The 14,104-nt window shown below is 70.9% G+C and carries 10 protein-coding genes; 2 read left to right on the top strand and 8 right to left on the bottom strand.

The window, feature by feature from the left end; all coding sequences use genetic code 11:
- Together ABNF97_RS13155 and ABNF97_RS13160 are read right to left on the bottom strand one after the other, a co-directional pair.
- Positions 1-1,655, bottom strand: a 1,655-nt coding sequence (locus tag ABNF97_RS13155) for a glycoside hydrolase family 10 protein (RefSeq protein ID WP_349338807.1), incomplete at its 3' end; no start/stop codon positions are given.
- A gap of 533 nt (positions 1,656-2,188) precedes the next feature.
- A complete protein-coding gene (locus ABNF97_RS13160) occupies positions 2,189-4,402 on the bottom strand; it encodes an MMPL family transporter (protein ID WP_349338698.1) in 2,214 nt (737 codons plus the stop codon).
- A 161-nt stretch (positions 4,403-4,563) separates the two neighbouring features.
- Here ABNF97_RS13160 and ABNF97_RS13165 point away from each other — a divergent pair, with 161 nt between their 5' ends.
- Complete coding sequence (locus tag ABNF97_RS13165; RefSeq protein WP_349338699.1) at positions 4,564-6,264, top strand: phytoene desaturase family protein; 1,701 nt, start codon at positions 4,564-4,566, stop codon at positions 6,262-6,264.
- A 58-nt stretch (positions 6,265-6,322) separates the two neighbouring features.
- Here ABNF97_RS13165 and ABNF97_RS13170 read toward each other — a convergent pair whose 3' ends face one another.
- Positions 6,323-7,873 carry a Rieske 2Fe-2S domain-containing protein gene (locus ABNF97_RS13170; RefSeq protein WP_130464308.1) on the bottom strand — a complete coding sequence of 517 codons (1,551 nt, stop codon included), beginning with the start codon at positions 7,871-7,873 and terminating at the stop codon, positions 6,323-6,325.
- Between the two features lie 238 nt (positions 7,874-8,111).
- Here ABNF97_RS13170 and ABNF97_RS13175 point away from each other — a divergent pair, with 238 nt between their 5' ends.
- Positions 8,112-8,336, top strand: coding sequence for a hypothetical protein (locus tag ABNF97_RS13175; RefSeq protein ID WP_130464309.1), 225 nt, complete (start codon positions 8,112-8,114; stop codon positions 8,334-8,336).
- 35 nt (positions 8,337-8,371) lie between these two features.
- On the opposite strand, the gene ABNF97_RS13180 is transcribed toward ABNF97_RS13175, so the two are convergent.
- The 5 genes from ABNF97_RS13180 to pyrH all read right to left on the bottom strand — a co-directional run bounded on the left by ABNF97_RS13180 (position 8,372) and on the right by pyrH (position 13,965).
- Complete coding sequence (locus tag ABNF97_RS13180; protein ID WP_349338700.1) at positions 8,372-9,640, bottom strand: DivIVA domain-containing protein; 1,269 nt, start codon at positions 9,638-9,640, stop codon at positions 8,372-8,374.
- A 102-nt stretch (positions 9,641-9,742) separates the two neighbouring features.
- A complete protein-coding gene (gene rlmN / locus ABNF97_RS13185) occupies positions 9,743-10,876 on the bottom strand; it encodes a dual-specificity RNA methyltransferase RlmN (protein WP_349338701.1) in 1,134 nt (377 codons plus the stop codon).
- A gap of 103 nt (positions 10,877-10,979) precedes the next feature.
- Positions 10,980-12,557 (bottom strand): phosphatidate cytidylyltransferase, encoded by a 1,578-nt coding sequence (locus ABNF97_RS13190; RefSeq protein WP_502930482.1) that lies wholly within the window; start codon positions 12,555-12,557, stop codon positions 10,980-10,982.
- The gene (gene frr / locus ABNF97_RS13195; protein WP_130464312.1) at positions 12,557-13,114 is read right to left on the bottom strand and encodes a ribosome recycling factor; all 558 of its coding nucleotides are present in this window, start codon (positions 13,112-13,114) and stop codon (positions 12,557-12,559) included. Before frr ends, ABNF97_RS13190 begins: the two co-directional genes overlap by 1 nt.
- Positions 13,115-13,197: 83 nt before the next feature.
- Positions 13,198-13,965: a UMP kinase gene (gene pyrH, locus ABNF97_RS13200; protein ID WP_130464313.1), complete on the bottom strand. Its 768-nt coding sequence runs from the start codon at positions 13,963-13,965 to the stop codon at positions 13,198-13,200.
- Between the last annotated feature and the right edge of the window lie 139 nt (positions 13,966-14,104).

Here is a 14,104-nt window from a genome sequence, read left to right on the forward strand (position 1 = left end):
TGCGTCGTCGCGTACACCAGATGCTGCCCGTTGTACGGCGCGTAGGTGAAGTCCTTCAACGACACCCAACCCGACCTCGGCTGCGCCAACGCACCCGTCGACGACCACCGGTACGACGACGGAAGGGGGCAGTAGGCGCCCTGTGTCGGCGTCGGCGTGGTGCTGGCCGTCGGTGTCGGCCCCGGCGGGGTGGTGGCGGGCGGCGCGCCGACCCGGACCAACTGCCACTGCTGGTTCGTCCCGCCGTGGTCGGTGTACTGCACGACGCGGGCACTGTCCGCGGTGGACGCGTTCTGCACCTCCACCGCCTTACCACTGGCCCGTCCGATCAGCCGGATGTAGCCACCGGCGTCGACCGCCCGGAACTGCTGGTTCGTCCCACCGTGCTCGGCGTACTGCACGATCGCGGCGCCATCCGCGGTCGAGTAGTTGGAGACGTCCAGCACCTTGCCCGAGTGCCGTGCCCGCACCAGGTAGTAGCCGTCACCGGAGTCGACGAACTGCCACTGCTGGTTCTCCCCGCCGGAGCGGGCGTACTGCTGGATGCAGGCGTTGTCGGCCGTCGACACGCCACACACGTCCAACGCCTTGCCGCTGTTGCGGTTCAACACCTCGTACCACGCGCTCGGATCGATCGGTCCCGACGGTGCCGGTGTGGTGGGGGTCGGCCCAGGCGTGCTGGGAGTCGGCCCCGGTGTGGTCGGTACGGGGGTGGCGCTGTTCAACGCCTCCAGGGTGGAGTTGTACGCGGCCTTCTTGTTGCCGTTGCAGTCGAAGAGCAGCGGGGTGCCGCTGGAGCGCCACGAGTCGCAGTCCCGCACACCCCACACGGTGATGCCGTTGCAGCGGGGAACCGCGAGGCAGTCGTTGACCACGTTGCGGTAGGTGTTGGCCTGGGTGGTGCCGGAGCCCTCGATGTCCAGCTCGGTGATCTGCACGTCCACGCCGAGCGCGGCGAAGCTGGACAGCGTGGTGCGGTAGTTGCTGTTGTACGGCGAGTTGGCGTTGAAGTGCGACTGGAAGCCGACGCAGTCGATCGGCACGCCACGCTGCTTGAAGTCGCGCACCATGTTGTAGACGGCCTGGGTCTTGGCCCAGGTCCAGTTGTCGGTGTTGTAGTCGTTGTAGCAGAGCTTCGCGTTCGGGTCCGCCGCGTCGGCGGCCCGGAACGCGGCCTCGATCCAGTCGTTGCCGGTGCGCTGCAGGTTGGAGTTGCGGCGGGCGCCGCTGTTGCCGTCGTCGAACGCCTCGTTCACCACGTCCCAGGCCACTACCTTGCCCCGGTAGTAGCTGGCCACCCGGGTGACGTGGTTCAGCATCGCCTGTCGTAGTGCGGTGCCCTCCATGCTCCGCATCCAGTCCGGCTGCTGCGAGTGCCAGGCCAGGGTGTGACCGCGCACCTGCCAACCACGGCTGAGGGCGTGGTTGACGATCCGGTCGGCGTTGCCGAAGGTGAAGTTGTTCTGCTGCGGCTCGGTCGCGTCGATCTTCATTTCGTTCTCGGCGGTGACGCTGTTGAACTCGCGGTTCAGGATCGAGGTGTACGCGCTGTCGCCGAGCCTTCCACCGGCGACGGCGGCGCCGAAGTACCGGCCGGACTGGGCCGCGGCGGCCCCGAGGGTCGTCTCGGCGGCCTGGGCGAGATTGGGCAGCAACGCCACCACGAGGGCCGCAACTATCGCGGCGGTTCCGGAAAGGAGGAGTGTTCGTTGTCGGGCTCGGGTAAGGGGATGAGTCCGGAAAATCATGCTGTTTCCTCCAGCGATGGGGATAGGGGAATCGCTGTCGCTGTTCGGGTGGGAGGTCCCGCTCAGATGGCGGCGACGATGCTGAGTCCGCCCGGTCGGCACGTCAGGGGTCCGGCCGGAGGCGAGGCGACTCTGACTACCTGACCAGGTAGGAGGTTGCGATGAAATAGCCCCGATCGCCCGCCGGAAGTGGCAGCGGGCGCTGGGTTCTCCAGGTGGTGGACGTGCTCACCTGGCAGGTGACTGGGCCTGATGGTGGTCTCCCGTGAGGCGCCTCCAGCGACTGGAAAGATCATGTGAGCGTTCACACTTATCGATGGCTTTCAGGCTGGCAGAAACCTCGAGGTTTTTCAACCGGTACTTTCGGACGCCGACCGGTAGTTTCGACCGGGGTTTCGGCCGAGGGCTCCGGCCGGAGTTGCGATCGGGGCCCGGCGTTGTCAGGCGGTCGGGCCGGTCGTGGCCGTCCGGGTGGAGCCGAGTTCCTCGGTCGGGCCCGCCGGCGGAGCCGGCCACGACTCGCGGATGCCGTACCGGCGGTAGACCCGGGCCAGCGGACCCGGCGCCCACCAGTTCCACCGCCCCAGCAGCCGCATCGTGGCCGGCACCAGCAGCGCCCGCACCAGGGTCGCGTCGACCACGATCGCCACGATCATCCCGACCCCGATCAGCTTGACGAAGACCACGCCACCGGTGGCGAACCCGGCGACCACGACGATCAGCAGCAGCGCGGCGGCGGTGATGATCCGCCCGGTGTGCTGGAGACCGGCCGCCACCGAGGCGGTGTTGTCGCCGGTGGCGTCCCACTCCTCACGCACCCGGGAGAGCAGGAAGACCTCGTAGTCGGTGGCGAGCCCGAAGAGCACCGCCAGCATCAGGATCGGATTGCTCGGTTCGATGAATCCGGTCGGGGTGAAGTCGAGCCAGCCGGCGAAATGTCCATCCTGGAAGATCCAGACCACCACGCCGAACGACGCGCCGATCGAGACCAGGTTCATCAACACCGCCTTGATCGGCAGCAGCACCGACCCGAAGGCGAGGAAGAGCAGCACCAGGGTTGCAGACGCCATGATCAGGGCCATCAACGGCAGCCGCGAGGTGAGGCTCTCCAGCAGGTCCACGTCGAAGGCGGGCCGGCCACCGACGAGTACCTCCGCGCCGGCCGGTGCCGGGAGGTCCCGGACGAGCCGGACCACCCGCTCCGCCACCGGGCCGGTCGGCTCGCCGGGATAGGTCACCGACAGCAGGGTGTGCTCGCCCCTGTTAGCGGTCACCTGCACCCCGGTCACCCCGGGGACCCGGCGCACCTCGTCGGCGAACCGCTGCGCCTGCGCCGCCGACGCACCGGAGACGAGCACCTCGACCGGGCCGACGCTGCCGCCCGGGAAGTCGGACTCGATCCGCTCGGCCACCATCCGGGGCACCGCGTCGGCCGGCAGCACCCGCTCGTCGAAGCCGCCGGCCTCCATCCGTACGGAGGGGGCGGCGAGGACGACCAGCACCGCGAGCACGCCGAGCAGGTAGCGCACCGGTCGGCGCATCACGCTGCGGGCCAGCCGGGCCCAGGCACCGGAACCGCCGACACCCGCCGTGCCGACCCGGTCGGCACCGTCCGGCCGGCGCCGCCACGGCAGGCGTACGGCGAGCGCGTTGATCCGCGACCCGAGCACCGCGAGCAGGGCCGGCAGTACGGTCAACGAGGCGAGCATCGCGACCAGGACGGCGGCGATCCCGCCGAACCCCATGGAGCGGAGGAACGACTGCGGGAAGATCAGCAGGCTGGCCAGCGCGGTCGCGATGGTGAGCCCGGAGACCATCACCGTCCGGCCGGCGGTGCCCATGGTGCGCCGGATCGCCTCGGTGCTCGGACGGCCGGCGGCGAGTTCCTCCCGGAACCGGCTGACGATGAAGAGCGCGTAGTCGACGGCCATGCCGAGGCCGATCAACGTGATGATGTTGATGGCGAAGACGGAGACGTCGGTGACCATGCCGAGCAGCCGGACGGCGACGAAGCCGCCGAGGATGGCCAGCCCGCCGACCAGCAACGGCGTCGCGGCGGCGACCAGCCCACGGAAGATCAGGATGAGCAGCACCAGCAGGATCGGCAGGGAGAACATCTCCGCCCGGGTGATGTCCTCGGTGGTCTGCTCGTTCGCCTCGACCAGGAAGGCGACGGTACCGCCGACCTCGGTGCTGACCCCGGGTGCGCTCAGGGTCGGCCGCAGTTGCCGGTACACCTCCGACTGCCTGTCCGGGTCGGTCGCCCGCAACCGCACCGCCGCGTAGGTGGCGTGCCGGTCCGCGGCGAGCAGGGCCGGCGCCCGGGTCTCGTACCAACTCGTCACGCTGGCGACCTCGGGATGCTGGCGGAGCCGGTCGAGGGTACCGGTGACCGGGTCCCGGAACGCCGGCTGATCGACGGTGCGCTCCGGGCTGGAGTAGAGCACCAGCAGGTCCGCGCCCTGGTTGCCGAGTTCGGCGGTGATCCGCCGGTCGGTACGGACCGACTCGCTGCCAGGGTCCTCGAAGCCGCCGCCGGTCAGCGAACCGAACACCCCGGTCCCCCAGGTCGCCCCGACCGCGACCAGCACCAGGCCGGCGGCGAGCACCGCCCACCGGAGCCGGACCATCGTCCCACCCCACCACCCGAACATCGCCGCTCCCTGTCAGCCGCCGAGGTCTCGGCCGTAGCAGTGCCTCTCCGGTGAACATCGTTCACCATGCCCACCGCGGTACTTCCCCGCCCTGGAACCCGCACACCGACACCGGCCAAGCCCGCACCCGGGGCTGCCCGGCCGAACTAGGCTTCCGGAGCATGACCGCCGAGCTACCCCGCAGCGCCGACGTCGTGATCGTCGGTGCCGGCCACAACGGCCTGGTGTCCGCGATCCTGCTGGCCCGGGCCGGCCTCGACGTGGTGGTGCTGGAGGCCGCCGAGACACTCGGCGGAGCCGCCCGCACCGAGAACCCGTTTCCGAAGGTGCCCGAGCTGCGGCACTCCACCGGCTCGTACCTGCTCGGCCTGATGCCGCCGGAGCTGATCCGGCTGCTCGACGTGAAGCTGCCGGTGCTGCGCCGGGACCCGCACTACTTCCTGCCCACCCCGGGCGGCCCCGGCTCGCCGTACCTGCTGTTCGGCGCCGACCGGGAGACGACCCGGCAGCAGATGGAACGGTTCTTCTCCCGGGCCGACGTGGCGGCCGACGACGCGATGCAGGCCGAACTCGCCGCGCTCCGCGACGACCTCGCGCCGGCCTGGCTGGCCGAGCCGCTGCCGGTGCCGGAGACCGCCGACCGCTACATCCGGCCCGCGCTGCGCCAGGTCTTCGAAGACCTGGTACGGGGCTCGGTCGCCGACTACCTCGCCCGGTTCGACTTCCGCTCCGAGCTGCTGGTCTCGATGTACGCGGTCACCGACGGCCTCTCCGGGCTGAACGCCGGACCGGACGACCCGGGCACCGGCCACAACTTCCTGGCCCACAACATGTGCCGGCTGCCCGGCGCGGGCGGCACCTGGATGATCGTGGCCGGTGGCATGGGCACCGTCAGCCAGACCCTCGCCGACGCCGCCCGGGCCGCCGGGGCGAAGCTGTTCGGCGGTACCCCGGTCGCCGCGATCACCCTGGACGGCGGCGCGGCCAGCGGTGTCGTGCTCGACGACGGCCGGAGCGTCGCCGCCGGGGTGGTGCTCGGCGCCGGCGATCCGTACCGGCTGATGGCGCTGGTGCCCGACGGCGCGCTGCCGGCCGCGCTCACCGAGCGGATGGCGGCGGTCCGGCGCACCGGCAGCACCCTCAAGGTCAACCTGGCGCTCGCCGGGCTGCCGGACTTCGCCTGCCTGCCCGAGGGTGCGCCGAGCCCGTTCGGCGCCACCATCCACCTCCTGCCCGGCTCGGCAGCGCTCCTGCCCGCCCCGGCCGGCTCGGCTGGCTCGACCGGCTCGTCGGCCTTGTCGACCGGCCCGTCAGCTGGCTCGACCGGCCCGTCAGCTGGCTCGACCGGCTCGACGGCTGGCTCGACCGGCTCGCCGATGGCGGCGCTGCGCGGCATGTGGGCGGACGTGCGGGCCGGACGGCTGCCGGACGAGCCGACCATCGAGTGGTACCTGCACACCACCGTCGACCCGTCGCTGCGCGACCCGGCCGGGCACCACTCGTCGGCGCTCTTCGTGCAGTCCGTCCCGTACGCCCCGACCGACGGTTCCTGGGACGAGTTGCTACCCGGATACGTGACCCGGCTACTGGAGATCTGCGACCGGTACGCCCCCGGCACCAGTGCACTGGTCGCCGACGCGGTGCCGCTGACCCCACCCGGCATCGAGGCGCACTTCGGGATCACCGGTGGGCACATCCACCACGTCGACAACACCGTCTCGTTCACCGACCGGATGCCCTACGCCACCGGGATCGACGGGCTCTACGCCGGCAGCGCGGGATGCCACCCCGCCGGCAGCGTGATCGGCGCGGCCGGGCACAACGCGGCCCGCCGCATCCTCACCGACCTCGGCCGGCTGTAAGGAAGGGCGCCCGCACTGGGCGCTTTCCGTTGTAGAGGGCCCCCTGCCAACACCTGGCTCAGTCGTCGACCCGGTGCGCCCGGATCGAGTGCCCGACGCTGGTCAGGCAGCGCCCACTGGCCAGGTCGAACCGCCAACCGTGCAACTGACAGGTGAGCTGGCCGTCCTCGACGATGCCGAACCGGGTCAGGTCCGCCTTCAGGTGCGGGCAGCGCCGCTGCACCACCCAGTCGCCGATGGTGACATCCTCGGCGTCGGTGGCCCGCTCGTGCTCGTCGTACCAGCCCTCGGCGTACTGGAGGCGCTCCTCGGAGAGGCACTTGAAGAAGGCGTAGACGAACTCGTTGTACTGGCCGATCCGGGCCGCCGAGAACCGGCAGGAGAGGAAGAGCGAGTTGACCCAGTCCACCTCCTCGATGTGCAGCAGATGCTCGATCAGCGCCCGCTCGGTACGGAACCGGTAGCGCACCTTCTCGTCCGCGTACGGCCGGACCTCCTTGCCCGGGAAGTCCACCAGGATCGACTCGACGCTCTCCCCGTCGTAGCCCACCAGGTCGAACCGGACCGGCCCGCCGACACCCTTGGCGAGGTAGATCGACTCGTCCAGCAGCGGCTCGATCCGGCGCTTCATCTCGGCCAGAACGTCGATCTCGGGGTGCCGCCAGGACGCCTTCGCCGCCTCGATCACCGGCCGGGACCGTTCCTGGTACGCCCGCAGGTGCTCTTCCTTACCCGCGAAGAACTCCCGCACGTCCGGCACCGGGTGGGTGGTGTGCACGCTGTCCGTACCGATCTCGGAGACGGTGCCGGGGAGCAGGATCACCCCGTTGTCGTAGCCGAGCCCGGTGTAGTGGTCGAGGAAGACCTGCTGGTCGGGGAAGATGTTCCCCTCGTCGCCGTGGATGTCGTTGAACTGCCACAGCTCGTCGTCGAGGAAGCACGGCGGACCGGCGATCGGGAACACCCAGGACGCCTTGAGGTCGTCGATGTAGCGGATGGTCCGGTCCATCTGTCGGTCCCGCTTCTGCTTGCCGAACGCGGTCTTCGCGGCGCTGGGCAGCTCGTAGACCATCGGGTACCAGATCGCGCCGGAGAACTGGAGCAGGTGCGCGTGCACGTGCCCCAGCTCGGCGAAGACCCCGAGGTCGGTGGGGCGGGCGTCGTTCTGGTTCAACAGGCGTACGCCGTCGTACTCCACCCAGAGCGAGGAGTCACCGATCGGGCCGTCGGTGGGACTGGTCAGCGCCTGGATCATCACTTTCAGGCCGCCGTCCAGCTCCACGACCTCGTCGCTCTTCGTCCGCAGGAAGCTGGTGAAGCCCAGCTCCCGCAGCTCGTCCTCCAGCTCCGAGGTCGGGTACTCCGGCAGCAGGACGGTGGCCTTCTTCGAGACGAAACGCTTGAGGTGCGCCGCGTCGAAGTGGTCCCGGTGCAGGTGGGAGACGTAGAGGTAGTCGACGTCGCCGAGGGTCTCCCAGTCAAGCTGTGAATTGTCCGGGAAAGGGAACCATGAGGCGAAGTAGGCAGGGTTGACCCACGGGTCGCACAGGATGCTGCCCGCACCGGTGTCGATCCGCATACTCGCGTGTCCCGTACCGGTCAAACGCACCGCACAGTCCCCCTAGACATCGACAATCCCATCCCTCGCCACCGGCGATCGAAGGCCTACGCCCAAACGCTACCGGAGGCCCCGTACCGGTCTACCCGCGACGCCGGGTTGCGCCACCCGATCGCGCCGGAGCCTCGCGGCGGGAGCCGAAGCGTGCCGGAAGGGCCGGCCCGTGCGCCGTGTCCCCGGCGGCACATGCCAGACTTACCAGCATCCGATCGTGAGGAAGGACCGGAAAGTGGCTGGAAGCGAGCCGGTGACGTCACCCGACCAACGCAAGCCGGGACACCGCAGGGCGGGCCGGATCGGCGCGATCCTCTCCGCGGCGGTGCTGGTGTCGATGATGTTCAACAACAACGAGGTCAGCGGCATCGCGAAGATCTGGCTCGGAGCGATCGCCGCCGCCCTGGTCCTAGCCGTCGTCGGCGACGCGATCCTGCGCCGCAACGGCCTGCGTTCCTGACCCCGGCCGGATGCGCGACTGGCCGCCGAGGCGGATCACTGGCCCAGTAGCAGGTCCTTGACCTCCTTGAGCGCGGCGTCGACCTCGGCCTCGAAATAGCCGCCCGGCACCAGCCCGAACCGGGTGGTGTCGAGGTCGGCCGGGTTGACCGGCATCGGGCCCCGCCCCGCCATGCTGCCGAGGATCCCCTCGAACAACCGGTCGACCTGGTCCGGGTCGTAGCCGCTGCCGAACCGGCGTACCTGGAAAGAGCGCCGGATGTGATCGATCCGGGCCATGTCGCTACCGGGCGGACCCATCATCGGCGGACCGCCGAGCCCCGGGCCGCCCGCCGGTGGCCCTCCCATCGGCGGCCCGCCGGCCGGCCCCGGCATCGGCGGTAGGGCATCGCCCATGCCGCGCCCCGGACCACGTTGGTCCCGGTCCGGCATCCGAATCTCGGCCGTCATGTCGGCCCGGCCGGGCCGACCCGTGTCGAAACCGTCGAAGCGCTCGTCCGGCCCGAAGCCGCCGGGGGGACCACCCGGAGCAGCCGGGCCGCCGGGTGCGCGCGGAGGAAGTGCTGCCCCCGGGCCGCGCTGCGGGTCGAACCCACCCCGCTGCGGGTCGAACCCACCACGCTGAGGCTCCGGCGGACCACCCCGCTGAGGATCGAAACCACCACGCGACGGCGGCTCCGCCCCGGCACGCTGCGGATCAAACCCACCCCGCTGAGGATCGAAACCACCACGCGACGGCGGCTCCATCCCGGCACGCTGCGGATCAAACCCACCCCGCTGAGGATCGAAACCACCACGCGACGGCGGCTCCGCCCCGGCACGCTGCGGATCAAACCCACCCCGCTGGCCGCCGAAGCCGCCGCTGAAGGTGCCGGTCGGCTCGTCGTACTGACCGTAGGGATCGTTGGGCGGGCCTGCCTGGGCCGGCATCGGCCGCGGCGGAAGCTGGCCGGGCGGGAGCCCTCGGTCGTCACGCATCGGCGGGCCCATCCGGTCGGGCGGGCCCATCCGGTCCGGGGCTCCTCGGTCGGTCAGCCGCGGGCCGCCGCCCCGACCGCCGCCGCGCTCCTCCAGCTCGGCGATCTGCCGCTCCACCCGGTCGAGGTGCAGGTCCACCTGCCACTCGTCGTATCCGCCGAAGCGCACCCGGAAGACGACGTCGTGCACCTCCTGGGCGGCAACGGGCGCGCCCAGCGACTCACCGGCGAGCGTGGCCTCGACACGATCCAGGAACGTGTCCACCTCATCGACCTTGTAGCCCCGCCGGAGCGCCTTGCGCCGGAAACGCTGACCCTGACTCGCCACTATGTCTCCTGGTTCGCTCGCTCGCTTCGCTCGCTCACGCCGCCGCCCCGCCACGCGCGTCGGCGCCGCAATCGGCACTACTAAGCCTGTCGACCCGGTCGCTCACTGCGTCACCGCCGCGGCGGCCAGCTGGCCGCACGCCCCGTCGATCTCGCGCCCCCGGGTGTCCCGGACGGTCGTCGAGACACCGGCCGCCCGGAGCCGCCGGACGAACTCCCGCTCCACCGGCTTGGGGCTCGCGTCCCATCGGCTTCCCGGAGTCGGGTTGAGCGGGATCAGGTTGACGTGGGTCAGTCGGCCGGCCAGCAGCCGACCGAGAAGGTCGGCCCGCCATGGCTGGTCGTTCACATCTCTGATCATCGCGTATTCAATGGACACCCGACGCCCTGTGCGCTCCGCGTAGTGCCATGCGGCGTCCAGCACCTCGGCAACCTTCCACCGCTGGTTAACCGGAACCAGTTCGTCGCGCAGCTCATCATCGGGCGCATGCAGCGACAACGCAAGAGTCACCGAGAGTCCCTCCTCGGCCAGCCGCCGCATCGCGGGGACCAGGCCGACCGTGGAGACGGTGATGTGCCGCTGTGAGAGGCCGAGCCCCTCCGGTGCGGGCTCGGTCAACCGCCGGACGGCGGCAACCACCCGCGCGTAGTTGGCGAGCGGCTCGCCCATGCCCATGAAGACCACGTGGGACAGCCGGGACGGTGCCCCGGCGATCACGCCGGACGCGGCCACCCCGGCGAGCTGCACGGCCTGGTCCACGATCTCGGCGGTGGAGAGGTTGCGGGTCAGCCCGGCCTGGCCGGTGGCGCAGAACGGACAGGCCATGCCGCAGCCGGCCTGGCTGGAGATGCAGACGGTGACCCGGTCCGGGTAACCCATCAGCACGCTCTCCACCAGCGAGCCGTCGTGCAACCGCCACAACGCCTTGCGGGTCGCGCCATCGTCGGTGGCGACCTCGCGTACCGGGGTGAGCAGGTTCGGCAGCAGGTCGGCCGCGATCCGGTCCCGTACCGCGGCGGGCAGGTCGGTCATCCGCGCCGGGTCACGGACAAGCCGCCCGAAGTAGTGCGTGGAGATCTGCCGGGCCCGGAACGCGGGCTCCCCCAGCTCGGCGACGGCCGCCTGCCGGCCGGGCAGATCGAGGTCGGCGAGGTGTCGGGGCGGCATCGCCGCGCGACGCGACGGGGACCGGGTCGGATCGTCCGGCGCAATCTGGATCAAGGGCAGGCTCGTCATGGCCTGTCCAGTCTCCCACGTCCGCGCGACAACGCACCTGGCCGGAGGTGCCGAACCCCTGACCAGGCCCTCGGCGCGCGGATGTGCAGGCTCATCTCACCTCTCAACCGGCCGGAGCGAAGATCGCCAGCAGCAGGTAGGCGGTGGGCACCGCGAAGAGGATCGAGTCCAGCCGGTCCATCAGTCCACCGTGCCCCGGTAGCAGGTTGCTCATGTCCTTGACCTTCAGGTCCCGCTTGATCATGGATTCGGCGAGATCGCCCAGGACGGCCGCGACCGAGACCGCCACCCCGAAGAGGGCACCCCACCACAGCTGCACGTCGAGCAGGTACGCCAGGAGCAGGGAGCTGCCCACCGCGGCCGCCAGCACCGAGCCGGCGAAGCCCTCCCAGGACTTCTTCGGGCTCACCGAGGGAGCCATCGGATGCTTGCCGAAGGCGACTCCGGCGGCGTAGCCACCGGTGTCGGAGAGGACCACCGCGACCAGGGTGGCAAGTATCCGCAGGTCACCGTCGGCCGGCTCGGCGGCGAGCAGCGCCGCGAACCCGCCGAGGAACGGCACGTAGACCGCGATGAGAGCGGCGGCGGTCATGTCCCGCTGGTAGCCGGCCGGCCCGTCCCCGAGTCGCCAGACCATGGTGGCGAGTACGGTCACCAGCAGCCCGAGGCTGAGCGCGTCGGGGCCGGCCCACCAGGCGAGTCCGACCATCAGCAGCCCACCGGCGACCAGCGGCACGAGCGGCGGTCGCATCCCGGCGGGGCGTACCGCACGGGTCATCTCCCAGATGCCGACGCTGACCGCGAGCGCCACCACGAGCAGGAACGCCGGCCGGAACAGGAAGAGCGGCACGACGATCGCCGCACCGAGCGCCAGCCCCACACCGATCGCGGCCGGCAGGTTCCGGCCCGCCCGGGACTGCCCGGCAGGCTTGCCGGACCGGGTCGCCCTACGCCGCCCTCGGCCGGCTCGGACCGGCGGCACGGGTTCGGGTGCAGGTTCGGGATCCGGTTGCGGAACCGGATCGACCAACGGCCAGCCGACCGGGTTGGTCGGGGCGTCCGCCGCCGGCTCGGCGCCGACCCAGGCCTCGTCCGGCCTGTCAGGCCGGTCGGACAGGTCGAGCCAATCGGGCCGGTCGGGCCTGTCGCGGTAGGTCGCCCGGCCGGCCTCGGAACGCGCCGGTCCACCAGCCGGCCCGGGAGGCGGCCGCTCCACCGTCGGATCCGGTCTGCCGTGCCAACTCCCGCGCCTGCCCGGCCGACCGGCCGGACCGACGCCCTCGGCCAGCGACGGGTCCGGTACGCCCTCGGCCAGCCGGTCGGCGCGCTGCCCGGCTGGCCCGCCCGCCCGCCGACCGGCCCCGGGGTAGCCGTCGACCGCCCCCGGACTGCCCTGGGGCACCGCGGGATGGGTCTCCGCCGCACCCGGATAGCCGTTCGGCACGGCCGGGTACGCGTCCGTCGGTGCCGAATAGGGGTCGGGCGCGACCGCATAGGGGTCGGGCGCGGCACCGCCGTGCCGCGCCCGAGCCCAGGTGTCGTCGTCGCCGGCCGCTCGCTGTCGGCCCGACGGTCCGTCCTGCTGCCCCGGGCCACGGGACCATTCGGGGCCACGTGGTTGCTCCGGCCGCTGCCGGCCACGCGGCTCCGCGGTACCGCCGTAGGGGTCGACGTGGGACATCAGACCTCGAGCAACTCGGTTTCCTTGTGTTTCACCAACTCGTCCACGTGCGAGACGTACCTGTGGGTGAGGTCGTCCAGCTCCTTCTCGGCACGCCGCCCGTCGTCCTCGCCCGCCTCGCCGTCCTTGACGATGCGGTCGAGTTCCTCCTTGGCACGCCGACGGACGTTCCGGATCGCCACCTTGGCTTCCTCGCCCTTGTGCCGGGCCACCTTGATCATGTCCCGGCGCCGTTCCTCGGTCATCTGCGGCAGCAGGATGCGCAGCTGGGTGCCCTCGTTGTTCGGGTTCACGCCGAGGTCGGAGTCGCGGATCGCCTTCTCCATGGCGTGCAGCTGCGACGCGTCGTACGGCTTGATGATCGCCATCCGCGGCTCGGGCACCCCGACCGAGGCCATCTGGGTCAGCGGGGTGGGGCTGCCGTAGTAGTCGATTATGATCTTGGAGAACATCGCCGGAGTGGCCCGCCCGGTACGGATTGCGCCAAACTCCTCCTTGGCGTGCTCGACCGCGCGCTCCATCTTCTCCTCGGCCTCGAGGAGGGTGTCGTCGATCACCTGCTCCTTCGCCTCCCTCTGCTGGCTACTGCTCCCGAAATCTCCACCCGGGCCCCCACCGCCGGCCCGGGAACCTGCCCGACTCACGTCGTGATCAACGTACCGATCGGCTCGCCGGCTACCGCTCGGATGATGGTGTCGTCGCCCTCCGCGCCGAACACCAGCATCGGTAGGCCATTCTCCTCGCACAGACTGAACGCGGCGGCGTCGGCGACCCGGAGACCGCGACGCAGCACCTCGGAGAAGGTGATCTTGTCAAGCTTGCTGGCACCGGGGTCGGTACGCGGATCGGCGGTATAGACGCCGTCCACCCCGTTCTTGCTCATCAGTACCACGTCGGCGCGGATCTCCAGCGCCCGCTGCGCCGCGACGGTGTCGGTGGAGAAGTACGGCATCCCGGCACCCGCGCCGAAGATCACCACTCGGCCCTTCTCCAGGTGCCGGATGGCGCGCAGCGGGATGTACGGCTCGGCGACCTGGGCCATCGTGATCGCACTCTGCACCCGGGTCTCGATCTCCTCCTTCTCCAGGAAGTCCTGGAGGGCGAGGCAGTTCATCACGGTACCGAGCATGCCCATGTAGTCGGCCCGGGCCCGGTCCATGCCACGCTTCTGCAACTCCGCGCCACGGAAGAAGTTCCCGCCGCCGACCACCACCGAGACCTGCACGCCCCGGCGTACCACGGTTGCGATCTGCCGCGCGATGGCCTGGACGACGTCCGGATCGACGCCGATCGCCCCACCGCCGAAAACCTCACCGGAGAGTTTGAGTACCACCCGGCGGGGCCGCCCGGGAGGCGGTGCCGTCGGGTCGTCCGCCGCCAGGGTCCGGTCACTCACAACCTGCGTCATCCGACCCGCCTTCCCACACCGGTACGCCGGCGCCCAGTTCAGCCATCCTGCCGCTGCTGACCCTACGTGACGAGGAGGCCGCGGTGTCCGTCACGTACACCTGCGGCCTCCCGTCCGTGTCGACTCCCACCGCAGGTCC

The organism is Plantactinospora sp. B6F1 (assembly GCF_040120695.1).
Classification (GTDB): domain Bacteria; phylum Actinomycetota; class Actinomycetes; order Mycobacteriales; family Micromonosporaceae; genus Plantactinospora.

What these genes read in the sequence shown, in the direction of transcription:
- ABNF97_RS13160 (WP_349338698.1), bottom strand. Translation starts at nt 4,402, where the DNA reads ATGTTCGGGTGGTGGGGTGGGACGATGGTCCGGCTCCGGTGGGCGGTG.
- ABNF97_RS13165 (WP_349338699.1), top strand. Translation starts at nt 4,564, where the DNA reads ATGACCGCCGAGCTACCCCGCAGCGCCGACGTCGTGATCGTCGGTGCC.
- rlmN (WP_349338701.1), bottom strand. Translation starts at nt 10,876, where the DNA reads ATGACGAGCCTGCCCTTGATCCAGATTGCGCCGGACGATCCGACCCGG.
- ABNF97_RS13190 (WP_502930482.1), bottom strand. Translation starts at nt 12,557, where the DNA reads ATGTCCCACGTCGACCCCTACGGCGGTACCGCGGAGCCGCGTGGCCGG.
- pyrH (WP_130464313.1), bottom strand. Translation starts at nt 13,965, where the DNA reads ATGACGCAGGTTGTGAGTGACCGGACCCTGGCGGCGGACGACCCGACG.